A 25,948-nucleotide genomic window follows, 5' to 3' on the forward strand; every position below is an offset into this window, starting at 1 on the left:
CACCGCTCGCTCAATTCCCCAGCACCGGGCCGTCGGCCCAGCGGTACAGGTGCGCGATCGCCGGTTCCACGATGGAATCCGGGATCTCGCCGTCGAACCAGCGATCCACGTGCGTCCAGTGATACGGATGCAGCAGGTAGTCACCATTGAGCCCGTCCGGGTCGGCGAACTCCTGCTCCCACACATGGGTCCAGCGACCGTGGCCCGGCACCCGGCTCAGCGACCAGGACCGGATGGCCGAGATGTGCGCGGGCATGGCCATCAGATCGGATTCGAAGCGCGCCACCGTATCCGGAGCCGTGCCGGGCCGCACCGTGAGCAGCAGGGTGCGCTTGATGCGACGCGACGAATCCAGCCGCACCAGGCGGGCATTCACCGGGGCCAGCGGCACCACATCGGCGGCGGCGGGCAGGCCGGGCAGGACCGTCGCGGGCGCCGAGTCGGCGGCCAGGTCCCAGACCGCGCCGAGTCCGCCCGTACTGCCGGGCAGATCGACACCGGCCGAACAGTGTGTGACCCCGGGTGTCGCGGTCGCCACCGTGGCCTGCGCGGCGAGCTGCCCGTCCGCGTCGTCTCCGGCGGGCGGGGCGGTGAGAATCACCCAGCGGCTCATGATAGTTCCTCCTGTACCGCCAGGACGTGCCGCTCCCGCGTCAGCGCGACGGCGTCGGTGTCCGACCAGAAGGCCGAGACGGCGGGATCTGCGCCGGCCGCACCCCGCATGCCGTAGAAGTCGTAGATGCCCTGTAGTTCCCAGATGATCTGCACGGCAATCGAATCCGCGCCGGTGTGCTCGCGCAGCACCTGGGGCGATCGCAGTCCGCGGGCGGTGGCCCCGGGCAGATAGTCGCTGCGCCAGCGGGTCAGCCAGTCCTCGGCGCGGTCTGCGGGCAGGACGATGCGGTCGACAACGCGGACAGCCGTCGCGGGGTTCACAGCTTCGCCTCCACCTCGTTGCGATACCGATCCGTATAGGCCGCAAGGTTTTCCACGCCGTTGAGCAGGGACTCCGGGCCGAACATGGGCGGGGTCAGCACGACGCGGCTCGCACCCGCCGCGACGTAGGGGCGCACGTAGCCGGGGTCGAACTCGCGCGTGAAATCGAAGGAGCCCGGCCAGATGGTCATCTCGACCGCGTCCTCGGCACGTCCTGCCTCCCGCGACAATTCCCGAATCCGATCCGCGCCGCGCGCGAAATCCTCCGACGAGATGGTGTACGGGAACCAGCCGTCCCCGACCCGGGCCGCGCGCCGCACCGCCGGAGCGCTGTTGCCGCCCAGCACGATCGGGATCGACCGTTCGGGCTGCGGCAGGCAGAACTGCTTCTCGAACGACACATGCTTGCCCTGATAGGCGGCCGGGGACTCCGTCCACAGCGCCCGCATGGCCCCGATGCAGTCGTCCAGACGTCCACCGCGATCCTCGAACGGCACCCCGATCGCCGCGTATTCCTCTTTCTGCCAGCCGATTCCGAGCCCGAGCAGCAACCGCCCGCCCGACTGCCGATCGATGGTGGCCGCCCGCTTCGCCAGCACCACCGGGCTGTGCAGCGGCGCCACCACCATGGCGGTGCCCAGCTTCAGGGTGCTCGACGCCGCCGCCACGAACGCCAGCGTCTCCAACGGGTCCGTCATCGGCACCCCGAGATCCCCGCCCGGCATCCGCCCATCGGGCGAATACGGATACAGCGGCTCGTAATCCTGTGCCACCACAACGTGTTCCACGGTCCAGATCGACTCCAGCCCGCATTCCTCCGCCGCCGCCGCGAACTCCCGCAGAAATCCGCCCGAGGTCACCAGACCCTCGAGATATGGCATGAGCATGCCGATGCGCATCGGCCGCCTCCGTCCTTCCGGGTACGACCCGCCACTGGGCCACCCCTCGATCGTGGCGTGTTAGCGGGGTCACAAATCAGCCCGGTCCCGGTCACCGAGACCCACGAAATTCCAGGTCAGAGCGGTCAATTCACGCAACGGCAGCTGGCCCTGCACCATACGGTGCAGGGCTGCAGCGGACAAGGGCACCACTCACCATCCCTCGGTCCGTGCGCCGGGGCGGAAAGCGCCGGCGCACGGGAGCTCCGGGAGTGGGTCAGATTTCCTTGCGCATCTGGGCGGTGAGGGGCTTCATGTAGCCCGAGCCGAGCAGGCGGCGCATGATGTTCATGGCCTTGGCATCCTTGCCGATCAGGATGAGCGGCTTGTTCTTCCGGATGCCGTTGACGATGGTCCTGGCGCAGTCCTCGGGGCTGGTCTGGGCCAGCCGGTCGAAGTTGGCGGCCAGGTCGTCGCGGTCGCGAGTGGCGGCGGCGCGAGCCTTCCAGGCGATCTCGGTCTTGATCATGCCGGGGTGGATGCTGGAGACGCCCACGTTGTAGCCGGCGATGATCATCTCCTGGCGCAGGGCGTCGCTGATGGCGTGCATGGCGTACTTGGAGGAGCTGTAGCCGCCCTGGCTGGGGCAGGCCACCAGGCCGAACATGCTGGAGACATTGGCGATGTGCCCGTCACCGGAGGCGATCACGTGCGGCAGGAACGCCTTGACGCCGTGCAGAGTGCCCCAGTAGTTGATGCCGAAGATCCACTCCAGGTCTTCCCAGGAGACTTCCTCGATATTGGCGGTCAGTGAGACGCCCGCATTGTTGATGACGACATTGACCTTGCCGAAATCCGCGACCACCTCATCGGCGTGCGCGTATACGGCCGCCCGATCGGTCACATCCAGCTTGTAGGCGCGGGCCTTGGCGCCCTCCTTCTCGCACAGCGCCACGGTCTCCGCGACATTGTCGAGATTGCGGCCGGACAGGGCCAGCTGCGCCCCGTTCCGGGCCAGCTCCAGGGCCAGCGCCCGGCCGATGCCCGCTCCCGCACCGGTGATTACGGCGACTTTGCCGTGGAAGTCCTTCATGGGTGTTTCCTTGTCTCGCAGCGGAGTTGTTACTGGGTGGTGAAGCCGCCGTCGGCGATGAATTCGGCGCCGGTGCTGTAGGAGGAGTCGTCGGAGATGAGGAACAGCACCATGTTGGCGAGTTCCTCGGGGGTGGCCGGGCGGGCGATGGGCTGATTGGCCGCGATGTTCGCCGACCGCTCGGAGCCCGCGACCATCTCGGTCGCCACGATGCCCGGGTGCACGGAGTTGACGCGGACATTGTCGGCGGCGAATTCCTGTGCGGCCGTTTTGGTCATGCCGCGCACGGCCCACTTGGAGGCCACGTAACCCAGGATGTTGGAGTAGCCGATCAGGCCACCGGTCGAGGAGATGTTCACGATGGAACCCACCTCGGCCCGGCGCATGGAGCCGATCACGGCCTTCATACCCAGGAACACCCCGACCTGGTTGACGTCGATCACCTTGCGGTAGTCGGCCTCCGAGAGCTTCTCGATCGGGTCGACGTGCACGATGCCCGCATTGTTGACCAGGCCCGAGACCGGGCCGAACGCGGCCTCGGTCTGCGCGACCACATCGTTCCAGGCCGCCTCGTCGGTCACGTCGAGCGGGAAGAACCGTGCGGCGTCACCGATTTCGGCCGCGACGGCCTGCCCGGCCTCGGTGAGCACGTCGGTGATCACCACCTTCGCGCCCTCGGCCGCGAGCTTGCGGGCGAAGGCCGCCCCCATGCCGCGCGCACCGCCGGTGACGACGACGACCTTCGAATCAACTCGTCCCATGTCAGTTCTCCTGTGCCGCTTCGGACTCCGCTTCGGCCAGGTGGTTGGCCGCGATGTAGCCGAACACCATGGCGGGTCCGATGGTGGCGCCCGCGCCGGCGTAGTCGTTGCCCATGACGGCGGCGGAGTTGTTGCCCGCCGCGTACAGGCCGTGGATGACCTCGCCCTGGTCGTTCAGCACCCGGGCGTGCTCGTCGGTGACCAGGCCGCCCTTGGTGCCCAGGTCGCCCGGCACCATCTCGACCGCGTAGAACGGGCCGCGCTCGAGCGGGGCCAGGGTCGGGTTGGGCTTGACGGTCGGGTCGCCGTAGTAGCGGTCGTAGGCCGAGTCGCCGCGCAGGAAGTCCTCGTCACGGCCCTTGCGGGCGAAAACGTTGAAGCGCTCGACGGTGGCCGCCAGCTTGTTCGCCGGGATGCCCAGCTTGTCCGCCAGCTCGGCCAGGGTGTCGGCCTGCTTGATGATTCCCGCGTCGAAGTACTTCTGGGGCAGCGGCCGCTTGGGGAAGTTGCCCAGGAACAGGTACCGGTCGCGGAAGTTCTGGTCGAAGATGAAGTGCGCCGGAATACTGCCCGGCACCTTCTTCTCCTCCTCGTACATGGTGTGCACGACGTTCACGTACGGCGCGGACTCGTTGACGAAGCGCTCGCCCTTGGCATTGACCACGATCGCGCCCGGCTGCGAGCGCTCGGCCAGCATGAAGAACGGCGGGCCGTCGGGGTTGCGCACGGACGGACCCCACCAGGCGTCGTCCATGAGATCCACTGCGGCGCCGGCCTTCTGGCCCGCCACGATGCCCTCGCCGACATTCTCGGTCGCGCCGACGGTCCAGCCGGTGTTCTGCGGCCCGTCGATGTACTGCTTGCGCATCTCCAGGTTGTGCTCGAAGCCGCCCGCCGCCAGCACCACGCCGCGGCGCGCCTTGATGGTGACCGGACGGCCCTCGTGCTCGGCGCGAATGCCGACCACGGCGTCGCCCTCGACGATCAGGTCGGTGAGCGGGGTGTTCAGCCACACCGGCACGCCCGCGTCGCGCAGCGACAGCCACAGCCGGGCTGCCAGGGCCTTACCCAGGCTGAGCGGCTTGGCGCCCTTGATCAGGTTGAGCGCGGTCTGCGCGCCGACCTTCATGGCGGTCTTCTTGCCGGTCCAGGTGCGCGCGATCATGTTCAGGTCGTGGAAGTCCTTGACCGTGATGGCGATGCCCTTGGGTGCGGACATGGTCGGCTGGTTGATCTTGTGCAAATCCCCGCCGAGCAGGCGGCCGTCGATCGGCTTGGGCTCGATGCTGCGGCCCTGCGCCAGACCGCCCGGGAACTCCGGGTGGTAGTCGGAGTAGCCGCGGTCGTAGGCGAAGTCCCAGTGCTTGGAGCGAGCGCCGATGTAGCGGAACATCTCCGGGCCCTGCTCCAGGAACGCGCGCTGCTTGGCCTCCGGAACCCGGTCGCCGACAACCGCTTTCAGGTAGGTGCGGGCCAGCTCGGGGCTGTCCGGCACGCCCGCGGCCTGCAGCACCGGGTTGTTGGGCACCCAGATGCCGCCGCCGGAGCGCGCGGTGGACCCGCCGAACAGGCGACTCTTCTCGATGAGGGTCACCGACAGGCCCCGGTAGGCGGCGGTCAGCGCGGCGGTCATGCCCGCCGCGCCGGAACCCACCACAACGACGTCGAATTCGAATTCCATGAATCTCGTTCCTTAGTAGCCGCAGCTGGTCAGCATGCCGCCGTCGACGACGAATTCGCCTCCGGTGCAATAGCTCGAGGCGTCCGAGGCCAGAAACAGCGCCACCTCGGAGACCTCGACCGGCTGACCCCAGCGCGGAATGGGCAATTCGGAGAAGAAGGTGTTGCCGTCCACCCCGGACGCGCCCGCGACGGACGCGGTCATGGGGGTGGCGATGCCACCGGGATGAATCGAGTTCACCCGGATACCCGAGTGCCCCAGTTCCCGGGCGGCGGACTTGGTGAGCCCGCGCAGCGCGAATTTGCTCGCGCTGTAAGCGGAGAGACCGGCCGCACCGACGAAGCCCTCGACCGAGGAGACGTTCACGATGGACCCGCCCCCGGCGGCGGTGAGCGCGGGCGCGGCCGTCTTGATGCCGAGGAAAGCGCCGGTGACGTTGATGTTCATGATGGTGTTGAACTCGTCCAGGCTCATCTCCACGATGCGCTTGAACCGCAGGATGCCGGCATTGTTGATGAGCACATCCAGCTTGCCGAACGTGGTGGTCGCCGCGGAAACCGCTGCCTGCCAGTCGCTTTCACTGGTGATGTCGTGGTGCACGTAGTGGACGGCGGCGCCGAGTTCCGCGGCCAGCGCCTTGCCCTCGTCGTCCAGCACATCACCGAACACGACCTTGGCGCCCTCGGCGACGAAGCGGCGCACGTGTTCCGCTCCCATGCCCCGGGCGCCACCCGTCACCAGCGCCACCTTGCCGTCCAGCTGTCCCACCGATTCCATCCCTTCCGCTGCTCGTCAACCGACGCTAAGTCCCGATGCGGAACCCCGGCACGATGTGGTCCCGGCCACTGAGACAGACCCATGACCTGAAGCTATGGGTGCAGTTGTATTCCGGTTAGGCATAAGCGCCCGGATGGGTGACGAAGCGTCGCGGCAAGGAGCCCCCGATGAAGTTCTCGATGATCTTCGAAGCGCAGATGACCGACCCCACCGCCGCGCACGAGGCCCAGGTCCTGCGCGATTGCGTCGAGCAGGCCGTGCTCGCGGATCAGGTCGGCTTCGACGCGGTGTGGGCGGTCGAGCATCACGGGCTCAAGTGGTACGCACACATGAGCGCGCCGGAGATCTTCCTGACCTGGGTGGCCGCCAAGACCTCGCGGGTGCGCATCGGGCACGGCGTGGTGTGCATGCCGTTCGGATTCAATCATCCGGTGCGCGCCGCCGAGCGCGCGGCCATGCTCGACGTGCTCTCCGGCGGCCGCCTGAACCTGGGGGCCGGCCGCGGTGCGACCGCAGTCGAAACCTCCATGTGCGGAGTCGATCCCGACCGCACCTATCAGGAGGTCGAGGAATCGCTGCGCATGATCGCGGCGGCCTGGCAGGACCCCGAGGGCGAGTTCGAGTACCACGGCGAGCTTTTGGACATCGACCCTCACCACCTGCTGCCGCGCCCGGTGCAGCGCCCGCATCCCCCGCTGTTCATGGCCTGCACCAAGAAGGACACCCTGAAGCTGGCCGCCGAGTACGGAATCGGCGCGCTGGTCCTGGGTTTCGCGGGCATCGCGGAGATCGCCGAACTGCGCGGCATCTACGACGAGGCCATCGCGGCCCGCACCGGCGAACGCTTCGTCTCCACCGTGGTCAACGATCATTTCGCGGCGTTGTGCCCGACCATCGTCCTCGACGATCGGGAGAAGGCGCAGCAGATCGGCGCACGCGGCCAGCGCTTCTTCGCCCAGTCCATCAAGTACTACTACGGCGCGGGCCCGGTCCCCGACGAGGCCGTGGACCCGGCCGTCGACGAGATCGCCAAGATGAAGCAGGTCGCCGACGAACACGTCGCCTACCTGCACGAGGCCAAGATTCCGGTGAAGACTGGATCCACCGCCATCTTCAATACCGAGCACGCCTACGGCACCGCCGACGACGCCATCGCCTACGTCGAACGACTACAGCAGGCCGGGGCCGACGAGATCCTGTGCCTGATCCAGATGGGCACCGTGCCCCAGGACGCGTGCCTGGAAACCATCCGCCAGTGGGGCGAGAAGGTCATCCCCCACTTCCGTAACCAATAGACGACCGACAAGTAGATGACACAGAAAGAAGTCGAAATGGCTGATCTGACAGGCAAAGTCGCACTTATCACCGGCGCCGCCCGCGGCCAGGGTGCGGCCGAGGCGCGACTGTTCGTGGAACGCGGCGCCAAGGTGGTCATCACCGACGTGCTCGAGACCGAGGGCAAGGAACTCGCCGAATCCCTCGGCGACGCCGCACGTTTCGTGCGCCACGACGTCACCGACGCCGAAAGCTGGGACGCCGCGGTCAAGGTCGCCGTGGACACCTTCGGCAAGCTGGACGTGCTGGTGAACAATGCGGCCATCTACATCATGAAACCGCTCACCGAGACCACCGCCGAAGAGCTGGAACGGATCCTGAAGGTCAACCTGGTCGGCGCCTTCCACGGCATCAAGGCCGTGCTGCCCGCCATGACCGCGGCCGGCGGCGGCTCCATCGTGAACATCTCCTCGCAGGCCGGGCTCGAGGGCCTGATGAACCACAGCGCCTACGGCTCCTCCAAGTGGGGCCTGCGCGGCCTGTCCAAGATCGCCGCCCTGGAGCTGGGCCCGGCCCAGATCCGGGTCAACTCCGTGCATCCCGGCCCCATCGCCACCCCGATGGTGCCCTACCTGACCACCGGCCCCGGCAGCTTCCCGACCCTGCCGCTGGAGCGCACCGGCCTGCCCGAGGAGGTCGCCGAACTGGTCGCCTTCCTCGCCTCCGACGCCTCCGCCTACGTCACCGGCGCCGAGGTGACCGTCGACGGCGGTCTCGCCGCGGGCAAGTTCATCCCGCGGAACATGCAGTAAGACAGCGCGATCCAGGAAGGCCCGCAATGACCCTGTCCCCCGAATGGCAGACCTTCGTCGACGCCGGCACCGCGGCGTTCCCGGCGCTGGGCACCGAGGTGCTCGACGCCGCCGAAGCACGGGCCTTCCTGGCCGCCCGCCCCGCCGCCGCCGTCGAACCGATTCCCGTTGCGGGAGTGGAGGAATGGCTGGTGCCGGGACCGGAAAACGCGCCGGAGGTGCCGGTGCGCCTGTATCGGCCGCTGGACGCCGAACCCGTTCCGGCCGTGGTGGTCTTCTACCACGGTGGCGGATTCGTGCTGTGCGGCCTGGACTCCCACGATCGATTCTGCCGCACCATGGCCAATGCGGCCGGGGTCATCGTGGTCTCGGTCGACTACCGCCGCGCCCCGGAGGCCCGCTTCCCGGCCGCGGCCGACGACGCCTACGCCGTCCTGCGCTGGGTCGCCGACCACGCCGAATCGCTGGGCGGGGATCCCGATCGCATCGCGGTGGCCGGGGACAGCGCGGGCGGCAATCTCGCCACCGTCGCCGCCCTCACCGCGCGCGACAACGGCGGTCCCGACATCGCCTTCCAGCTGCTCATGTACCCACTGCTGGACCCGAACTGCGACCGCCCGTCCCACACCGAGAACGCCGAGGGCTACTTCACCACCGCGGCACACATTCGGTGGTACTGGGAGCAGTACCTGGGCTCGGACACCGAGAAGTCCGACCCGTACGCCAATCCCACCATCGCGGACCTGACCGGGCTCCCGCCCGCCCACATCGCCACCGCCGAATTCGATCCGCTGCGCGACGAGGGCGAGGCCTACGGGCAGCGGCTGCGCGAGGCGGGCGTCGAGACCGAGATCCACCGCTGGAACGGCACCGTGCACGGGTTCATGTCGATGGCCTTCCATCTGCGAGAAACCCAGCGCGCCAATGCGACCGCGTTCACCGCGCTGCGCCGGGCGCTGGCCCGCACACCCGTCGTCTGAAATTCCCCGTGGGTTCACGGGCCGACCGGTTAGCATCACCTGCGTTCACGTATCTGAAACGTCAGGAATTCTCTTGCCGGTCGCACGCCTCATCCCCTCGGCGACGAATCATGCCCGATTCGCCACGGGGGCAGCCGCTCTCACCGCGGCCATCACCCTCACCGCGGCCCTGGCGGGATCCGCCGGGGCCGCACCCCAATCCTTCGGCACCCTCGCGCTGTCCCGGCTGAAGAACGCCGCGGTCGCCGACATCGGCACCAACAAGGTCACCGCCGACGCCGCCGCGATCCGCGACTGCGCCAACTACGACTGTGAGATCGTGCTCCACTTCACCGGCGGCTGCGGCGCGGTCGCCCAGGGCGCGGACGGCACCTGGGGCTGGGCCCAGGGCGCAAGCCTCGACGAGGCCGAACAGAACGCGGTGAACGGGCTCGGCCAGAGCGCTCCCCCGTTCCCCGACATGGGCAGCGCGCAACCCCGCGCCGCCCACGTCGTTGCCAGCACCTGCACCGAAAGCGGGCAGTAGTACCGGTTTTCGAGGCTCAGTGCGGGTACTGGGCCTCGTACGCCGCCCGTTCGGCGGCCCGGCGGGCAGCCCGGACCGGATTCTCCAGGTCCTCGGGGAAGCCGTGCTTCACCAACCGGTGTGCCCGGTTCATCGGCATGTAGGCCACGATGTAGAACAGCGCCAGCAGCAGGCCCAGCAGGATCACCGCCAGTTTCAGCCACAGCTCTCCCGGCAGCAGGAAGGCCAGCGCGAACACCGGGACCAGCGGCACCAGCTGCCGCACGATGTGCCGCGGCACCGCCCAGGGTCCGGTGAGGTCATTGCGCACCCAATCGTGCAGATCCTCGGGCAGCACGCGCCCGCACGAGTAGCCGAGCCACTGAACAGGGTTGGGGCGCTTCATTTCCGGTTTCCCTTCGTCGATCCGGCCTGCTCGCCATCCGCCAAGACCGACCGCCGCGCTGCGGCGTTGACCCGGTTCAGCACCTCGCGCAGCTCCTCGAGATCCGCCAGGCTCACCCCCAACCGAGCCACCACCGCCGGCGGAATCTTCTCCGCCTCCGTGCGCAATTCCCGCCCGGCGTCGGTCAGATCCACGACCAGATTGCGCTCGTCGTGGCTGTCGCGCCGGCGAGTGATGAGCCCGGCCGTCTCCAGCCGTTTCAGCAGCGGCGAGAGCGTCGGCGAGTCGAGCTGGATGGCCTCGCCGATGTCCTTGACCGACATCGGCGCCTCACCCCACAGCGCCAGCATCACCAGATACTGCGGATGCGTCAGACCCATGGGCTCGAGCAGCGGCCGGTAGACCGCCAGCACCGCCCGATTGGCCACCGCCAGCGCGAAGCACACCTGCCGGTCCAGCCGCAGCGGGTCTTCGACCTCCAACTCCACCGCTCAGCCCTCCTCGATCGTCTTGGTTAGGGCAATAATAGTTAATGCACTAACCATTCGTCGACGATCGAGTGGGTAATAGAGGTCACACCCTTACCCCTGCAGCGCCTGCCGCATGGTCAGGATCCGACCGGTGTCCATATAGTCGCGGAAGAGCGTGACCAGGCCGTTCCGCACCCGAATCACATTGACGGAGCTGCGAACCCAGGCCCGCGGCTGTCCGGGTCGAGTGATGTCGATATCGACCTCGGTGATGAACAGCTCCGGATCGCCGGTCTCGTGAACGACCGGACGGATGCCGTGCAGCTCCAGACCCGGCATGCCCGACCAGCGGGAGGCCAGGTACTCACGAATCGCATCCCGGCCCTCTATGCGGGTGGGCTCACCGGGAATCAGGAACGGGATCTCGAACACGGCATCCGGATCGAAGAGCGAGACGAACCGGTCGGCATCGCGCGACGGCAGGCTCTGAAACAGCTGTTCGACAAGGTCACGAGGGGTTTCTACGGAAGTGGTCACGACTGCCTCCAAAAGCGGAACGTTGGACCCGCTTAGTATTCGGGGCGTGCGCCCCGATTGTCAACGGGTGGGTAGGCTGTCGGAGTGACGGATCGACCCCTGCGCGCCGACGCGCGCCGCAATCGCGAACGGGTGCTGGCCGCCGCCCAGGAAGCCTTTGCCGCCGAAGGCCTTTCGGTGCCGCTGGACGAGATCGCCCGGCGGGCCGGCGTCGGGGCGGGCACGGTATACCGCCACTTCCCCACCAAGGAGGCACTTTTCGAGGCCGCCATCCTGGATCAGGTCGAGAAGATCACCGCACACGCCCGCGACCTGACCACCGCCGACGATCCGGGGACGGCGTTCTTCGAATTCCTGGAGAAGCTGGTCCTGCAGGGCGGCGTCAAGCGCGACCTCGCGGACGCGTTGCGCGCCACCGGCGGTGAATACCCGCGCACGGTCTCGCGCGACCTCGAAGCAGCGCTGGCGGCACTGCTCTCCCGCGCCCAGCAGGCGGGCGCGGTGCGGCCCGACATCAGCGTCGGCGACCTGCTCACCATCATCAAGGGCATCTTCCTCGCCGCACACGACGCGGGCGCGACCCCGGGACTGCGCGAGCGCACCTTCGCGGTGATGACCGACGGATTGCGCACCCCGCGCTGACCGGACGGAACAAGCGGAGACCGGCCTGCCCGGGGATTCGAGGCCAATGCCGGTCCGCTGCAGACGATCTCCGACCCGAGTACGCGAAATTCGCCGAGTACATCAAGATGGAGTCCTTCCCGGCCGTCTCTCCTCCACCCTGCAGCCGCACGATATCGCCGGGCCTCCTGGTCGTCCCGAGTTCGCGAACGGCCCGCGGCAGCGTGCTGCGGGCCGTTCGCAAATCTGGAGCAATAATCGCTGAAATATTGCGGAATTAACTGAAGCGCGGGCGAATCGCGCGTCCAGTTCGGCGATGTCCGCACGTTTTCTCAACTCGGATGCTTTGATGCACCATGTGCCGACCGGTTGCTCTCCCGCACCTCGGCCCGGGGCTGTTCTTCGACTTTCATCCGCACGAGTTGACGACAGGAGATCGGATTCGATGAAGCGTGCGATCCGCGCCGTCGCGGTTACGGCTGGACTGGCACTGACAGCCTGCGGTACCACCCCGAAACCCGACGATGCGCCGCCACCGCGGACGCTGACCATCGGCATCAAATCCGATCAACCCGGGCTGGCGATCAAGGGACCCGACGGCAAACTCTACGGCTTCGATGTCGACACCGCCGTCTACATCGCCGGCAAGCTCGGCGTCACCCCCGATCACATCACCTGGCGCGAGGCTCGCTCCGACGAGCGCGAGGACCCGTTGAACTCGGGCGCAGTCGATTTCATCGTCGGCTCCTACTCCATCACCGCCGCCCGCCAGCAGCTGGTCTCCTTCGCCGGGCCCTACCTGCTGGCCGGGCAGGACCTGCTGGTGCGGCAGGGCGAACGCGCCATCGACCAGCCCGAGGACCTGGACGGACGCACCGTCTGCACCGCCGAGGGCTCCACCTCCGCGGACAAGATCCGGCGCGGCTTCGCCCAGAACGTGAAGCTCACCACCCGCGACACCTACGCGCAGTGCGTCGCCGACCTGATCGCGGGCACCGTCGACGCCGTCACCACCGACGACGTCATCCTCGCCGGATACGCCCACGAACACCCGGGCGTGCTGCGTGTGGTCGGGCACCGCTTCACCCGCGAGCGCTATGGGGTCGGCGTGCACAAGGGCGATCTCGAATTGCAGAACCGCATCACCGCGGTCATCCGCATGATGATCGACGACGGCAGCTGGCGGCGCGCCATGGACACCCATCTCACCGCAAGTGGATACCAACCGCTGCCGGCCCCGGTGGTGTTCAATGCGCCGGACAAACCGGTCACTCCCGGCGATCCGACCACCCTCGACCCGGAATTGGTGAATGCCGCCACGGCCGTCGCCGCCACCTCCAACGCCCGCGACTGGGAGGGCTTCCGTTCCCTGGTCTGCCCCGAATCCCCCGACGCCATCGACGAAATCGTTTTCCAATACACCCCGCAATTCGACAAATCACTCGGTGCGGAGGTGAAGAACGCCGGCTACACGAATACCGTCACCGGAGTCACCCAAACCGACCCGAACTCCGCCACCTTCGCATTCCACGAAACCTTCACAAATGTCCCCGAGAAATACCGCAGCTATTTCAAGGACGTCGACTACACCGGAACCATGGTCCGCCGCGACGGCTCCTGGAAACTGTGCAGCCTGGCCGCCGACTTCGTCGAACCCTGACCGCCGGATAAATGCGGTGCACCGAGACGGGAGTGGACCTACCGTGGACGTCAGTCGAGAGGAAGGACAGTCCCATGTTTCCCGTCGAGCTGCGCGGTACTCGGGCGCAGACGCTCATGTGGGCCCACGAGCACGAGGTCGAACCGGCCGCGCTGCAGCAGCTGCGCAATATCGCGCAACTGAAGTGGGTATACGGGGTACGGGTGATGCCGGACGTGCACCTGGGCAAGGGCGCGACGGTCGGCTCGGTCATCGCCATGAAGGACGCGGTCGCGCCCGCGGCGGTCGGGGTGGACATCGGTTGCGGAATGGAGGCCGTGCTCACCTCGCTGACCGCGGCCGATCTGCCCGACAACCTGCACTCGCTGCGGTCACGAATCGAGGCGGTGCTGCCGGTGGGGTTCGCGGCACACCACGACCCGGTGAACGTGAACCGGTTGAACGCAGAGGTTTTCGGTCAGCGGGCGGCGGGCACCACCCTGCGCGCGGGGTGGGAGCGCTTCTGGAAGACGTTCGATTCGCTGGATCCGGCCGTGCACGCACGCGAGTCCAAGGCACACAAGCAGATGGGAACGCTGGGCGGCGGCAACCACTTCCAGGAGCTGTGCATCGACACCGAGCAGCGAGTCTGGATCCTGCTGCACTCCGGAAGCCGCAATATCGGCAAGGAACTCGCCGAGCGGCACATGACCGTGGCCCGCAAACTGCCGCACAACGCGGATCTGCCGGATCGCGACCTGGCGGTATTCCTGTCCGGGACACCGGAAATGGACGCCTATCGGCATGACCTGACCTGGGCGCAGGAGTACGCGGCGCGCAACCGGGCCGTCATGCTCGCCCTGGTCTGCAAGGCCGTGCGCGACGAATTCGAGGGTCTGGACGTGCGATTCGACGATCCCATCTCCTGCCACCACAACTATGTGGCGGAGGAGGTCATCGACGGGATGCCCATGCTGGTCACCCGCAAGGGCGCGGTGCGCGCGGGCGCGGGCGACCTGGCGCTGATTCCGGGGTCGATGGGCACGCGCTCATATGTGGTGCGAGGCAAGGGGAATCCGGCCTCGTTCCAGTCGGCGGCGCACGGCGCGGGCCGGCGGATGAGCCGCAATGCGGCCAAGCGCCAGTTCACCGTGGCCGACCTGGTCGCACAGACCGAGGGCGTGGAGTCCCGCAAGGACGCCGGGGTGATCGACGAGATCCCCGCGGCCTACAAGGACATCGACCAGGTCATCGCGGCGCAGTCCGACCTGGTCGACATTGTCGCCACGCTGCGGCAGGTGCTGTGCGTGAAGGGTTGATCGGGGTCAGCGGCGGCGGAAGGTCGCGGCCGCACCCGCACCCACCAACAGGATGCCCACGATGAGCGGGAATCCTGTTTGCAGCCACTGGAACAGCGCGATGTGCATGTCGTCGGACACCGGCAGATCGCCGATCAGGCGGAAGGTGTCGTCCGGGAAGATGAAATGGATGATCCCGGGCAGCACCCCCCACACCAGCCCGGCGATGATGGTGCCCGCCGGCGAATAGGCGGCCAGGGCCGCCACCAGCAGGAACACCACCGCGGCAATGAGGATCTCGACGGTGGAGCCGACGCGGTCGGCGAAGTCCCCGAGGATCGTCCACTGCCTGGTCCCGGCCGCGCCGCGGGCGGCCAGGACGATGCCGACGGGGGTCAGGATCAACCCCACCAGCGCGCCGGTCACCGTCCGCGAAACACCTCCACTACTGCGAAACTCTGCACCCGGCGGAGTCCACCCCGCGGGCGACGGAAACTTCTCCGGCATCTGCGTCTCCCTGCGCACCCCGGACGCCCTTCGTGCCCGGAACCCTATTGTCCGTCCCCGCACGGGATTCCGCGCGATCTTGACCCCACCGCAACCAACGCGGTCTCCACCGGTGTTCTACAGGGCGGATGTTTGTCCGGTTCGGAGTAATTGCACGGTTGTCTCCGGGGCGAGATCCGCTGCGGCGGCACGGAAGTGCTCGGCCCCGTTCCGATCACCCTTGGTCATGAGGCGGTCGCCGAGAGGTCCGCTGGAGAAGGCGTAGTGGATCGGAACGGCCACACGCGGACGCAGGACCCGGGCCAGATCGGCAGCCTCGACCGCGTCCATGACCACCTGCCTGTTGAGCGCCGGGCGAATGCGCAGGCCGTTCACCGGGAGCAGGGCCAGATCCAACTCCGGGAAACGCCGGGCGATCTCGTCGAGTTCGGCGATGCGCAGGGTGTCCGCTCCGAAGAAGACGGTGTGGCCGTCGGCGCGCAGCACGAAGGTCACCTCGGGGACGCCGTGACTGGCCGGAGCGGCCATCACCTCGACCGGGCCGAGGTGAGTGCGCTGCCAGGGCGCCAGCTCGACCACATTCCTGAATCCGGCCGCGCGGACCCTCGTCGCCAGACCCGGCACCACCGCGAATGGCACCGATTTATCGGGATAGGAGATCAGCGCGCCGAGGTCACAGTGGTCGTAATGGCCGTGGCTGATCACTATTCCGGACAACTCCGGCAGGTCGGTCGCGGTAGCGAAGGCGCGCGGCTCGCCCTGCCGATAGAACCGGGTCTCCGACAGCCACGGGTCGGTGAGGATTCGGGCTCCCCCGAAATCGAGGAGGGCGCTGGCATGGACGACGCGGGTCACCGTGAGCATGATGTTTCCTAACAAGACGGGCGTCTACTTACGATGTAAGTAGACGCCCGTCTTGTTATCCTGTCAATGTGCCCGACCGATCCGCCACCGCCCGCCACCGCAATCGCCGGGGCGAAGGCGCGCGCCTGCGCGACGAACTCGTCGACGCCGCCAGCCGTCTCCTCGAAGATCTCGACGGCCAGGAGGCGCTGTCCCTGCGCGCCGTCGCCCGCGTGGCCGGCGTCGCCCCGCAGAGCGTGTACCTGCACTTCGCCGACAAACGCGAACTCCTCACCGCCGTCTACACGGTGCGCTTCGCCGAGCTCCGCGACGCCCTGCTCACCGCCCTCGCCCCCATCCCGGAAACCGATGGCGCGGGGCGTCTTTCGGCGCTGTGCCACGCGTTCGTCGACTACGGCGTCGCCAATCCAGGCCACTACCGCGTGCTGTTCGGCACCGCCGGAACCCCCGGCTGGGAACCCACCGCCGGCCAGCTCCCCGGGCTCCCCACCATTCATCTCCTGATCCAGACCGCGGCCACCGCGGGCGCACCGGATCCCGAAGCCACGGCGCAATGCCTCTGGGCCGGCATGCACGGCCTCATCACGCTGCGTCAGGACCGGCCCAGCTTCCCTTGGCTTCCCCTCGAACGCCTGGTCGGCACGCTGGTCGACGCCCACCTGGCCGCCGGGCGCTGATCGGCGGCCCGCCCCCGCGACAGCGCAGGTCGCCCGCGCGGGCGGCACGCGAGGGTGCGAAGTCGGCCGAAAATCCGGGCGGCGGGCAGGCGGTGTCGGCGCGGTGGGGCACGATGGAGCGCGTGACCTCGACCGACCCTGCCGCCTGGCCCGCCACCGACCCTTCGGCCTCGACGGCGACCGGCACATCCCGGCCGTCGCCCGATGCCGCCGACCCCCGCTCGGCGGCATCGGATCCGGTTCGCGCGGGCGGCCTGCGGGAGGACGCCGAGGCGCTGCTGCGGGAGCTGGCCGGGCCGCAAGCGCGGCTGCGCGAGGATCAGTGGATCGCAATCGAGGCGCTCGTAGTGCGGCGGCGGCGGGCACTCGTGGTGCAGCGCACCGGATGGGGCAAGTCCGCGGTGTACTTCATCTCGGCGAAGCTGCTGCGGGCGCAGGGGCGGGGGCCGACGGTGATCGTGTCGCCGCTGCTGGCCCTGATGCGCAACCAGGTCGCGGCGGCCGAACGCGCGGGAGTCGTTGCGGCGACCATCAATTCGGGGAATGTCACCGAGTGGGACGAGATCCACGCGCGGGTGGCGGCCGGGGATGTCGATGTGCTGCTGGTGAGTCCGGAGCGCTTGAACAATCCGGACTTCCGCGATTCGGTGCTGCCCAAGCTGGCCGCGGACGCGGGGCTGGTGGTGATCGACGAGGCACACTGCGTGTCCGACTGGGGTCACGACTTCCGGCCGGACTATCGGCGGATCCGCACGCTCATCGCCGACCTCGGGTCCGAGGTGCCGGTACTGGCGACCACGGCCACCGCCAACGATCGGGTGGTGACCGATGTGGCGACCCAGATCGGCACGGACACATTGGTTTTGCGCGGCACCCTCGACCGGGAGTCGCTGCATCTGTCGGTGGTGCGCATCCCCGATGCGGTGCAGCGCACGGCCTGGCTCAGCCGGCGGCTGCACGAACTGCCGGGCTCCGGCATCGTCTACACGCTCACGGTGGCCGCGGCCCACGATCTCGCCGACGTTCTCAACTCGCACGGACACCACGTCGCCGCCTACACCGGGCAAACCGACCCCACCGAACGGGAAGCCCTCGAGGCCGCGCTGCTGAGCAACGAGGTGAAGGCGCTCATCGCCACCTCCGCGCTCGGAATGGGTTTCGACAAGCCGGATCTCGGCTTCGTCGTGCATCTCGGCGCGCCCTCCTCTCCCATCTCCTACTACCAGCAGGTGGGCCGTGCGGGCCGCGGCACCGAGCGGGCCGAGGTGGTGCTGCTGCCCGGCCACGAGGACCGGCAGATCTGGAGTTACTTCGCGTCGGTTGCCTTCCCGCGCGAGCACATCGTGCGGTCCGTGCTCGCCGCCCTGGACACCGACCGGCCGCTGTCCACCGCCGCCCTGGAACCGCTGGTGGAGCTCAACCGCTCCCGCCTGGAGATGGTGCTCAAGGTGCTGGACGTGGACGGTGCGGTGCGCCGGGTGCGCGGCGGCTGGCTGGGCACCGGTGAGCCCTGGGTCTACGACACCGAACGCTACGAGCGACTCAGTGTGGCGCGCGAGGCCGAGCAGCAGGCGATGATCGACTACGAGTCCACCGCCGAGTGCCGGATGACGTTCCTGCGCAGGCAACTCGACGATCCCGGCCTCACCTCGGACGCCCGCTGTGGCCGCTGCGACAACTGCACCGGCACTCGCCTGGACATCGCCGTCGACGCCGCCGACCTGGCCGAGATCCGCACCCGCCTGGACCGCCCCGGCATCGATCTCGCGCCCCGCAAGCAGTGGCCCACCGGCCTGGCCAAGCTCGGAATCCCACTGTCCGGCAAGATCACCGACGGCCCCGAGACCGGCCGCGTCCTGGGCCGCCTCAGCAACCTCGGCTGGGGTCAGCGCCTGCGCCCGCTTCTCGACGGCCCCGACGCCCCGGTCCCCGATGACGTCTTCCGCGCCTGCACCACCGTGCTGCGCGAATGGAATTGGGCCCAGCGCCCCACCGCCGTCATGGCCCTGGACTCCGGCGCCCACCCGATCCTGACCCGCTCACTGGCCGCCCGCCTCGCCGAGGTCGGCCGCCTACAGGACCTCGGTGTCCTCCATCTGCGCCCCGACCTCCCTCCGGTCTCGGCCGCCAACTCGGCCCACCGGGTGGCCGCCCTCCACAATGCCTGGGATACACCGGATCTCAGCGCCATCGATGGCCCCATCCTGCTGGTCGACACCCTGACCGACACCGGATGGACGTTCACCATGGCGGCCCGCACGCTCCGCGCCGCGGGCGCCGCCGCGGTCCTCCCCTTCGCCCTGGCCACCCCGTCCTGATCACCCGCGAGCTCAGGCGTCGGCGGGTGGGCGGCGGTTCTTGAGATCGTCGATGGCGTCGACGTAGCGGAGCATCAAGCGGGCGAAGTCGAGGCGGTCCTGTTCGGGCCATTCGGCGGTGATGTACTCGTACGCGGCACGCTGCCGGCGGCGGAAGGTGCGCATGAACTCGAGGCCCTGCTCGCTCAGCTCGAGGACCGCGCGGCGGCCGTCCAGCTGAGAGGGGACGCGCCGCAAATAACCCGCCTTGATGCTGTCGGTGACCATGCGGCTGGCCACCGAGGGATCGACGCACATACCCGCTGCGATACCGCCGACCGTCATCTCCGGCCCGGGGTCGCGGGGGTCCCGGCCGGGGCCCTGAGGGCAGCCGAGCACCATGCCCAGCAGCAGGGCCCGGGTCGAATCCTTGGTGCTGATGGGGTCTTCGACCTCCTGGAGGACGCCGCGGCGGAGCTTGCCGAATGCCGGTCCGATGGCATCGAGCAGCTCGTCAGGGGTGCGGTCGTCCTGGGTCATGGGCACATCGTATCTGCATGCATTCGGGAACATATGTGTTGACTCACAAATGTGTGCATGACAGCATGCATTTGTTCATCTGCATGGATTTCCACTCGATCGGAGTACGCCATGACCATCCTCGTCACCGGCGCCCGCGGCCAGATCGGCCGCGCCGTCCTCACCACCCTGCACGCCCGGGGCCTGCCCGTCCGCGCGGCCAGCAAGGACCCGTCGGCCCTCGACCTGCCCGCCGGGATCGAGGCCGTCGCGCTGCGCGGCGACGATCCCGAAAGCCTCACCGCCGCACTGGAAAACGTGCGCCAGGTCTTCCTCTACGCCGACCCCGGCACCGCGGACACCTTCGTGCGGGCCGCCGAGCAGGCCGAAGTCGAGCACGTCGTACTGCTGTCATCCTCCGCGGTCGACTCTCCCGACGCCGCCTCCAACCCCATCGGCGCCAGCCACCTGGCGGTCGAAAAGGCGCTCGCCGCTTCGACTCTCGCCATCACCACCCTGCGACCCGGCGGATTCGACAGCAATGCCTTCGGCTGGATCCCGGCCGTCTCGTCGGGGCAGCCCATCGAGCACGCCTACCCGGACGCCGCCCTGGCCATGATCCACCCGCTGGATATCGCCGATATCGCCGTCGCCGCCCTCACCGGCACCGAATTGCGCGGCCGCACAGTCAGTCTCACCGGCCCCGAGGCGATCAGCTTCCGCGCGCAGATCGCTGCGCTGTCGGAGGCCATCGGCCGGGAAATCCCGATCGTCACCATCACCCCCGAGCAGGCGCGAGCACAGCTGTCGCAAACCATGCCGCCGTACATCGTGGACGCCCTGCTGACCATCTGGGCACTGACCACCGAGCAGCCCCAGACCCCGGCCGACACCACCGACACCCTGCTGGGCGTCCCGGGCCGCACTTTCACACAGTGGGCCCGCGAGAACGCCGCCGCCTTCACCGCCGCCTGACCCGCGCCGCGCCGGGCTGACTGCCCGGCCGTCGCGGAAACCACTGCCCACCAGGACCGCAGCGCGTAGGCTCACACAAATCCCGCAGTCGCCGAACGATCCCGGGGAGTTCATCATGGCGTCCGCATCACTCCAGGCTCCACCATTGCCGTTCCTGCGCGCCATCACCTGGGTCCGCGACGGCCTGTACGCCCTGCATCGTCGGATGGTTCCCGGGCACATCGCACTCCTGGAACTGACCACGGCCGGATATCTCAGTCAGGCCACCTGCGCGGCGGCCGAGCTGGGCATCGCCGACGCGCTCGCCCAGGGCCCCAGGCAGCCGGCCGACCTCGCAGCGGCGGTCGGCGCGAACGAGGACGCGCTGCGGCGGCTCATGCGCCTGCTGATCAGTGCGGGCGTGTTCGCCCAGCGCCGCGACGGCGCGTACGAGCCGACCGGCATCTCGCAGGGGCTGCGTTCGGATGCGCCGGTCTCGCTGCGGGATCTGCTCCTGTTCTTCGGGTCCGATCTGCATCGCAAGCACTGGACGCACCTCAGCGACTCGGTCCGGTCCGGCGGCTCACTCTGGCCCGAGCTGGAAGGCATGGAGTTCTTCGAGTTCGCCGAAAAGCACCCCGAGGCCGGGGAGATCTTCGACCGAGCCATGGCCAGCGTCAGCAGTCTGTCCCACGGGCCGTTGCAGGCCGCCTTCGACTTCGGCCGGTTCGGCTCGATCGTTGATATCGGCGGCGGGCGCGGCAGCCTGCTCGTCGACATCCTGCAACGCCATCCCTCCATGCGCGGCACCGTCTTCGACCTGCCCCGTGTGCGGGAGGGCCTCGAGGAAGAGCTCCGTTGGCCGGGCCTGACCGGCCGGCTGACCTTCGAGCCGGGCAGCTTCTTCGACTCTGTTCCCAAGGGCGCCGACGCCTACCTGCTCAAACACGTCCTGCACGACTGGTCGGACGAGGATGCCGAACGCATCCTGCGCACCGTCCGCGACGGGATGGGATCCGAGGCGCGCCTGCTCATCATCGAAATGGTCATGCCGCAACACCACCGCCCCCACCCGGGCAAGATCATCGACCTGGAGATGCTGATCCAGACCCGGGGCGGCCGGGAACGCACCCAGATCGAATTCGGAAACCTGCTCTCCCGCAGCGGATTCGTGCTCACCGGGGTGACCGCGACCGCCGCCCCCGACTGCGTGATCGAGGCCCATCCAGCGTGGTGATCGGGTCTGCCCGCCCGCGATCGGTGGGGCGCCCGCGGGGCGTGTGCGGCGCAAGGTCACACGCCCGGCGCGGGCCTCCCGCCACCCGGATGCGGTTACCGCGCCGGCGCATCAGGCGGAGCGGCGGATTCTCGGGCCGACAACCCCTGCGGCCCGATCGGTCCAGCCGTCCGCCATCTGCGCCAGCAGAAACCAGGCGGCGTGTACTTGTTCGTCCGATACGTTCTCGGCCGTTCGGAGCAGATGCACGGCGCGCACATGGGCGGCCGCCATGGCATCCACCACGGCCCCGAGGGATTCGGCCCGCGCTGCACCCCTCGGCAGCGCCCGGCTCGTCACCCACTCGTCGATGAACGAGACCAGTTGAGCGCGTAGCTCGTCGATCCCGCCCGCATTGCCGGACTGTTCCCGCCGCTGCAGGTGCAGTTCGGCCAGCGCCCGGGCCCAGCGGGTGACCGCGTGGTCCTCGGGCTGATCACCGATGTGGCCGCAGAAGGCGGCCAGCAGTTCATGCCAATCGGGCAGCAGTGGGCGTTCGGCGAACCTCTCCTCTAAACTCGTGTCACGGCCGCTCGCCAGCCACAGCTGTGTCCTATCAGGTTGCGGTACGTACATACCTACCTCCACGGGCGGTGCGGCGCACCCGGAGCCGCGGGCGATCACCGGACCGCGAGCCCGGCGCGGCAAGGGCGGACCGCGCCGGATCCAGGCAACCGCTATCGGCGAAGGGCACATCTCGATGCGGCACCGGGTGCTCCTCAAGCATGAACCTCCGGGCCGTCCCGCCCACTGCCCTTCCCCCGCCCTCCCCCTGCCTCTCGCCCGGGTGACCAACCGACCGGTTCGTGGCGTTATTTCGCCTCTCCCCCAATGCAATTCGCCCGTAACCGGCACTTCGCCATTGCGTGCCGCGGCCGAAACCAGACCTTCACCAGATCGTCGGCCAGACCTCGACCGGGGCAGTGACTAGACCTTCACCAGATCGTCGGCATGCACCACGGGGCGCTGCATGCTGTCGGGGAGGGCGGTGGTGGAACGACCCTTCATGGTCTCCAGCTCATCACTGTCGTAGGCGGCCACGCCGCGGGCGACGACCCGGCCGTCGGGCGCGATCAGGTCGATGACATCACCGGCATAGAAGTGACCCGCCACCTCGGTGATACCCGCGGCCAGCAGCGAGTGGCGGCGCTCCGACACGGCCGCGACCGCGCCCGCGTCCAGATGCACCGCGCCCCGGGCGTCGGCGGCGTGCCGGACCCAGAACTTGCGAGCGGAGAGCCGCACCGGACGCGCGGCGAAGGCGGTGCCCACGGTCGCGCCCGAAAGAGCCGCCGCCGCATCCGAAGCCGCGGCCAGCAGTACCGGCACGCCGGCATCAGCGGCCAGACGGGCCGCCGACAGCTTCGAGGCCATGCCGCCGGTGCCCAGCGCACCACCGGATCCGGCGATGACGCCGTCCAGGTCGGCGCTGCTGCGCACCTCGGGAATGAAGTTCGCGGCACCCTTGCGGGGATCGCCGTCGTAGAGGCCGTCGACATCCGACAGCAGGATCAGGGCATCCGCGCCGACCAGGTGGGCCACCAGCGCCGCCAGCCGGTCATTGTCACCGAACCGGATCTCTTCCGTTGCGACAGTGTCGTTCTCGTTCACCACCGCGATGGCGTGCAGTGAGCGCAGGCGGTCGAGGGTGCGCTGGGCATTGCGGTGCGGCTCACGACGACCGAAGTCGCCCGCGCTCAACAGCACCTGGCCGACCACGCGATCGTAGCGAGCGAAGGAGGTGCCCCAGGCGTGCGCCAGCGCCAGCTGCCCGACACTCGCGGCGGCCTGCTTGGTGGCGAGATCCCTTGGGCGCTTGGACAATCCGAGCGGGGCCATGCCCGCGCCGATGGCGCCCGAGGACACCACCACCAGATCCGATCCCGCGCGCATGCGGGCCTCGACCGCATCGGCCAGTCGGTCCAGCCGGCCGGTGTCCAGGCCGCCCTCCAGGGAGGTCAGCGCCGACGAGCCGATCTTCACGACCACACTGCGCGCCGACGCGATCGCCTGCCGCGCCGCACTGAGCTCTCCGGATCCAGCACCGAGCTCCTCGAGTCCAGCGCCCTGTTCCGTCACCTGAGTGCCGCTCGAACCCACTTGCACCACACCTCAATTCGCCCGCGGCGCCGCAGCGCCACCCGAATCCGTTGCTCAACCGCACCGGCCGCCCGCTCCATTGCGAACGACCCTGCGGCACTGTATTACTCGTCGTCCTCGGTCACCAGGCCGCGGCGCACGCGCGAGGCGTGCTTGCGCTCGGCGGCACCGATGCGTTCGGTCTGATCCAGACGCGGGTCCACACCGCGGCGGGTCATCAGCGTCTCCACACCGGCGGAAATCGAAGGCTCCCAATCGAAGCAGTAATCCGCGATGGTGACCGACGCACCCGGCTCCGCGCCGAGCTTGACCAACTCGTCCTCGACGCCGAGGCGGGCCAACCGGTCGGCCAGGTAGCCCACGGCCTCGTCATTGTCGAACTGGGTCTGGTGCACCCACCGCTCGGGCCGCTCGCCGATGACGATGAAGCCGCCCTCGACCTCGGGATCCTCGATGACCCGGAAACCGCTGTCGCCCTTGGCAATCGGGCGGATGATCTGCCGCTTCGGCTCGGCCTTCGGGTGCGCCGCCCGGTACTCGACGACCATCTCCGCGAGCGCGAAGGTCAACGGCCGCAAGCCTTCCCGGCTCACCGCCGAGATCTTGAAGACCGGCCAGCCGCGCTTCTCGAACTCCGGCAGCACGAACTCGGCCAGCTCGTCGGCATCCGGGATATCGGCCTTGTTCAGGATGACCACGCGCGGGCGATCCGCCAGATCACCCAGACCGGCGTCGCCCACCAGCGCGGGCTGGTACGCGGCCAGCTCGGCCTCCAGCGCGTCCACATCCGACACCGGGTCACGGCCCGACTCCAGCGTCGCGCAGTCCACCACATGGGCCAGCACCGCGCAGCGCTCCAGATGGCGCAGGAAGTCCAGGCCCAGGCCGCGTCCCTCGCTCGCACCCGGGATCAGACCGGGCACATCGGCCACGGTGAAGGTGGTGTCACCCGACTGCACCACACCGAGATTCGGCACCAGCGTGGTGAAGGGGTAGTCCGCGATCTTCGGCTTGGCCGCCGACAGCACGGACACCAGCGACGACTTACCGGCCGACGGGAAGCCCACCAGGCCCACATCCGCCACCGACTTCAGCTCGAGCACCAGATCGCGCTCCTGGCCGTCCCCGCCGAGCAGCGCGAAACCAGGCGCCTTGCGCGACTTGGACACCAGCGCGGCATTGCCCAGCCCGCCGCGGCCGCCCTGGGCCGCCACGTACGTCGAACCCACCCCGATCAGGTCGGCCAGCACCTCACCGTCGGTGCTCATGACCACGGTGCCGTCCGGCACCTTCAGCAGCAGCCCCTCGCCCTGCTTTCCATTGCGGTTGCCACCCTCACCGGGTTTGCCGTTGCCGCCCTTGGCATGCGGGTGGAAGTGGAAGTCCAGCAACGTGTGCACATTGGGGTCGACCTCGAGGATCACATCCCCGCCATTGCCGCCATTACCGCCGTCCGGGCCGCCCAGGGGCATGAATTTCTCACGCCGCACCGAGGCACACCCGTGCCCACCCTTGCCTGCGCGCACGTGCAAAACGACACGGTCGATGAATTTGGACATGCTGTATCCTCTGCCTCCGCTTCGCTCCGGCGGGTTCGCGGCCCTGAAGGTCTCGTTCTTCCCTCCTCCGCTCCTCCGCTTCGCTCCCCCCGTTCTGTCAGTCCAGAACGAGACGGGCCGCGAACCACAGAGCGGACGATCACAGATCAGTGAGCTGCATCGTATTGTCTCAAAACACAAAGCGGGTCAGGGTTCCTCACCCTGACCCGCTTCGAAGTGTGTGGAATGGCTCCGGTGCGCCGGTCAGGCGTTCACCGGCTCCGGAACCACGATGTTGACGGTCTTGCGACCACGCTTGGTGCCGAACTGCACCGCGCCCGCCTCGAGGGCGAACAGCGTGTCGTCGCCGCCGCGGCCGACGTTGACGCCGGGGTGGAAGTGCGTGCCGCGCTGGCGAACCAGGATCTCGCCGGCCTTGACGGTCTGACCGCCGAAGCGCTTCACACCGAGCCGCTGGGCATTCGAATCGCGACCGTTGCGCGAGCTGGATGCACCCTTCTTATGTGCCATTTCAGAACTCCTCGTG

At 68.6% G+C, this 25,948-nt stretch carries 28 protein-coding genes; 11 read left to right on the forward strand and 17 right to left on the reverse strand.

Annotated elements, in window-relative coordinates:
• Nucleotides 1-10 precede the first annotated feature (10 nt).
• From ACIRRA_RS13820 to ACIRRA_RS13850, 7 genes are all read right to left on the reverse strand, one after another.
• Nucleotides 11-613, reverse strand: a complete 603-nt coding sequence (locus ACIRRA_RS13820) for a Dabb family protein (RefSeq protein WP_402767216.1) — start codon at nt 611-613, stop codon at nt 11-13.
• A complete protein-coding gene (locus tag ACIRRA_RS13825; protein WP_402767218.1) occupies nt 610-936 on the reverse strand; it encodes a hypothetical protein in 327 nt (108 codons plus the stop codon). Before ACIRRA_RS13825 ends, ACIRRA_RS13820 begins: the two co-directional genes overlap by 4 nt.
• Nucleotides 933-1,835 carry an LLM class F420-dependent oxidoreductase gene (locus ACIRRA_RS13830; protein ID WP_402767220.1) on the reverse strand — a complete coding sequence of 301 codons (903 nt, stop codon included), beginning with the start codon at nt 1,833-1,835 and terminating at the stop codon, nt 933-935. The genes ACIRRA_RS13825 and ACIRRA_RS13830 overlap by 4 nt, the downstream gene beginning before the upstream one ends.
• A 256-nt stretch (nt 1,836-2,091) precedes the next feature.
• On the reverse strand, nt 2,092-2,907 hold the full coding sequence (locus ACIRRA_RS13835) for an SDR family NAD(P)-dependent oxidoreductase (protein ID WP_402767222.1): 816 nt from the start codon (nt 2,905-2,907) through the stop codon (nt 2,092-2,094).
• A gap of 29 nt (nt 2,908-2,936) precedes the next feature.
• Nucleotides 2,937-3,668: a glucose 1-dehydrogenase gene (locus ACIRRA_RS13840; RefSeq protein ID WP_402767224.1), complete on the reverse strand. Its 732-nt coding sequence runs from the start codon at nt 3,666-3,668 to the stop codon at nt 2,937-2,939.
• A gap of 1 nt (nt 3,669) precedes the next feature.
• Nucleotides 3,670-5,349: a 3-oxosteroid 1-dehydrogenase gene (kstD, locus tag ACIRRA_RS13845; RefSeq protein ID WP_402767226.1), complete on the reverse strand. Its 1,680-nt coding sequence runs from the start codon at nt 5,347-5,349 to the stop codon at nt 3,670-3,672.
• A 12-nt stretch (nt 5,350-5,361) separates the two neighbouring features.
• A complete protein-coding gene (locus ACIRRA_RS13850; RefSeq protein ID WP_364617210.1) occupies nt 5,362-6,126 on the reverse strand; it encodes a glucose 1-dehydrogenase in 765 nt (254 codons plus the stop codon).
• Between the two features lie 167 nt (nt 6,127-6,293).
• Between ACIRRA_RS13850 and ACIRRA_RS13855 the strand changes: the two genes are divergently transcribed.
• From ACIRRA_RS13855 to ACIRRA_RS13870, 4 genes are all read left to right on the forward strand, one after another.
• Nucleotides 6,294-7,421, forward strand: a complete 1,128-nt coding sequence (locus ACIRRA_RS13855; protein WP_402767229.1) for an LLM class flavin-dependent oxidoreductase — start codon at nt 6,294-6,296, stop codon at nt 7,419-7,421.
• Between the two features lie 36 nt (nt 7,422-7,457).
• Nucleotides 7,458-8,213, forward strand: a complete 756-nt coding sequence (locus ACIRRA_RS13860) for an SDR family NAD(P)-dependent oxidoreductase (RefSeq protein WP_402767231.1) — start codon at nt 7,458-7,460, stop codon at nt 8,211-8,213.
• 26 nt (nt 8,214-8,239) lie between these two features.
• Nucleotides 8,240-9,193, forward strand: coding sequence for an alpha/beta hydrolase (locus tag ACIRRA_RS13865; RefSeq protein ID WP_402767233.1), 954 nt, complete (start codon nt 8,240-8,242; stop codon nt 9,191-9,193).
• A gap of 73 nt (nt 9,194-9,266) precedes the next feature.
• On the forward strand, nt 9,267-9,719 hold the full coding sequence (locus ACIRRA_RS13870; protein WP_402767235.1) for a DUF4189 domain-containing protein: 453 nt from the start codon (nt 9,267-9,269) through the stop codon (nt 9,717-9,719).
• A gap of 16 nt (nt 9,720-9,735) precedes the next feature.
• On the opposite strand, the gene ACIRRA_RS13875 is transcribed toward ACIRRA_RS13870, so the two are convergent.
• The 3 genes from ACIRRA_RS13875 to ACIRRA_RS13885 form a co-directional block, all read right to left on the reverse strand.
• Nucleotides 9,736-10,104: a DUF5313 family protein gene (locus tag ACIRRA_RS13875; protein WP_402767237.1), complete on the reverse strand. Its 369-nt coding sequence runs from the start codon at nt 10,102-10,104 to the stop codon at nt 9,736-9,738.
• Nucleotides 10,101-10,586, reverse strand: coding sequence for a MarR family winged helix-turn-helix transcriptional regulator (locus ACIRRA_RS13880; RefSeq protein WP_402767625.1), 486 nt, complete (start codon nt 10,584-10,586; stop codon nt 10,101-10,103). Before ACIRRA_RS13880 ends, ACIRRA_RS13875 begins: the two co-directional genes overlap by 4 nt.
• Before the next feature lie 99 nt (nt 10,587-10,685).
• The gene (locus ACIRRA_RS13885; protein WP_402767239.1) at nt 10,686-11,111 is read right to left on the reverse strand and encodes a nuclear transport factor 2 family protein; all 426 of its coding nucleotides are present in this window, start codon (nt 11,109-11,111) and stop codon (nt 10,686-10,688) included.
• Between the two features lie 84 nt (nt 11,112-11,195).
• Here ACIRRA_RS13885 and ACIRRA_RS13890 point away from each other — a divergent pair, with 84 nt between their 5' ends.
• The 3 genes from ACIRRA_RS13890 (at nt 11,196) to ACIRRA_RS13900 (ending at nt 14,690) form a co-directional block, all read left to right on the forward strand.
• Nucleotides 11,196-11,753, forward strand: a complete 558-nt coding sequence (locus tag ACIRRA_RS13890) for a TetR/AcrR family transcriptional regulator (RefSeq protein ID WP_402767241.1) — start codon at nt 11,196-11,198, stop codon at nt 11,751-11,753.
• Between the two features lie 424 nt (nt 11,754-12,177).
• Nucleotides 12,178-13,392 (forward strand): transporter substrate-binding domain-containing protein, encoded by a 1,215-nt coding sequence (locus ACIRRA_RS13895; protein WP_402767243.1) that lies wholly within the window; start codon nt 12,178-12,180, stop codon nt 13,390-13,392.
• Nucleotides 13,393-13,466: 74 nt separating this feature from the next.
• Complete coding sequence (locus ACIRRA_RS13900; RefSeq protein WP_402767245.1) at nt 13,467-14,690, forward strand: RtcB family protein; 1,224 nt, start codon at nt 13,467-13,469, stop codon at nt 14,688-14,690.
• 6 nt (nt 14,691-14,696) lie between these two features.
• Here the strand turns inward: ACIRRA_RS13900 and ACIRRA_RS13905 are convergent, their stop codons facing one another.
• A complete protein-coding gene (locus ACIRRA_RS13905; RefSeq protein ID WP_354834858.1) occupies nt 14,697-15,095 on the reverse strand; it encodes a hypothetical protein in 399 nt (132 codons plus the stop codon).
• 198 nt (nt 15,096-15,293) lie between these two features.
• Complete coding sequence (locus ACIRRA_RS13910; protein WP_402767247.1) at nt 15,294-16,040, reverse strand: MBL fold metallo-hydrolase; 747 nt, start codon at nt 16,038-16,040, stop codon at nt 15,294-15,296.
• A gap of 68 nt (nt 16,041-16,108) precedes the next feature.
• Here ACIRRA_RS13910 and ACIRRA_RS13915 point away from each other — a divergent pair, with 68 nt between their 5' ends.
• Both ACIRRA_RS13915 and ACIRRA_RS13920 read left to right on the forward strand, forming a co-directional pair.
• Nucleotides 16,109-16,717, forward strand: a complete 609-nt coding sequence (locus ACIRRA_RS13915) for a TetR/AcrR family transcriptional regulator (RefSeq protein WP_402767249.1) — start codon at nt 16,109-16,111, stop codon at nt 16,715-16,717.
• Between the two features lie 113 nt (nt 16,718-16,830).
• On the forward strand, nt 16,831-19,035 hold the full coding sequence (locus tag ACIRRA_RS13920; protein ID WP_402767251.1) for a RecQ family ATP-dependent DNA helicase: 2,205 nt from the start codon (nt 16,831-16,833) through the stop codon (nt 19,033-19,035).
• A 12-nt stretch (nt 19,036-19,047) separates the two neighbouring features.
• On the opposite strand, the gene ACIRRA_RS13925 is transcribed toward ACIRRA_RS13920, so the two are convergent.
• Nucleotides 19,048-19,554 (reverse strand): MarR family winged helix-turn-helix transcriptional regulator, encoded by a 507-nt coding sequence (locus tag ACIRRA_RS13925; RefSeq protein WP_402767253.1) that lies wholly within the window; start codon nt 19,552-19,554, stop codon nt 19,048-19,050.
• Nucleotides 19,555-19,665: 111 nt separating this feature from the next.
• Between ACIRRA_RS13925 and ACIRRA_RS13930 the strand changes: the two genes are divergently transcribed.
• Together ACIRRA_RS13930 and ACIRRA_RS13935 are read left to right on the forward strand one after the other, a co-directional pair.
• Nucleotides 19,666-20,508: an NAD(P)H-binding protein gene (locus ACIRRA_RS13930; RefSeq protein WP_402767255.1), complete on the forward strand. Its 843-nt coding sequence runs from the start codon at nt 19,666-19,668 to the stop codon at nt 20,506-20,508.
• A 115-nt stretch (nt 20,509-20,623) separates the two neighbouring features.
• A complete protein-coding gene (locus ACIRRA_RS13935; RefSeq protein WP_402767257.1) occupies nt 20,624-21,724 on the forward strand; it encodes a methyltransferase in 1,101 nt (366 codons plus the stop codon).
• A gap of 111 nt (nt 21,725-21,835) precedes the next feature.
• On the opposite strand, the gene ACIRRA_RS13940 is transcribed toward ACIRRA_RS13935, so the two are convergent.
• From ACIRRA_RS13940 to rpmA, 4 genes are all read right to left on the reverse strand, one after another.
• Nucleotides 21,836-22,339 carry a DUF4254 domain-containing protein gene (locus tag ACIRRA_RS13940; protein ID WP_402767259.1) on the reverse strand — a complete coding sequence of 168 codons (504 nt, stop codon included), beginning with the start codon at nt 22,337-22,339 and terminating at the stop codon, nt 21,836-21,838.
• Nucleotides 22,340-22,690: 351 nt separating this feature from the next.
• Nucleotides 22,691-23,770, reverse strand: coding sequence for a glutamate 5-kinase (gene proB, locus ACIRRA_RS13945; protein WP_357006331.1), 1,080 nt, complete (start codon nt 23,768-23,770; stop codon nt 22,691-22,693).
• A 197-nt stretch (nt 23,771-23,967) separates the two neighbouring features.
• A complete protein-coding gene (obgE, locus tag ACIRRA_RS13950; RefSeq protein WP_402767261.1) occupies nt 23,968-25,422 on the reverse strand; it encodes a GTPase ObgE in 1,455 nt (484 codons plus the stop codon).
• Nucleotides 25,423-25,665: 243 nt separating this feature from the next.
• Nucleotides 25,666-25,932 carry a 50S ribosomal protein L27 gene (gene rpmA, locus ACIRRA_RS13955; RefSeq protein WP_040806195.1) on the reverse strand — a complete coding sequence of 89 codons (267 nt, stop codon included), beginning with the start codon at nt 25,930-25,932 and terminating at the stop codon, nt 25,666-25,668.
• Nucleotides 25,933-25,948: the final 16 nt, after the last annotated feature.

The organism is Nocardia sp. NPDC101769 (assembly GCF_044766925.1).
Classification (GTDB): Bacteria; Actinomycetota; Actinomycetes; order Mycobacteriales; family Mycobacteriaceae; genus Nocardia.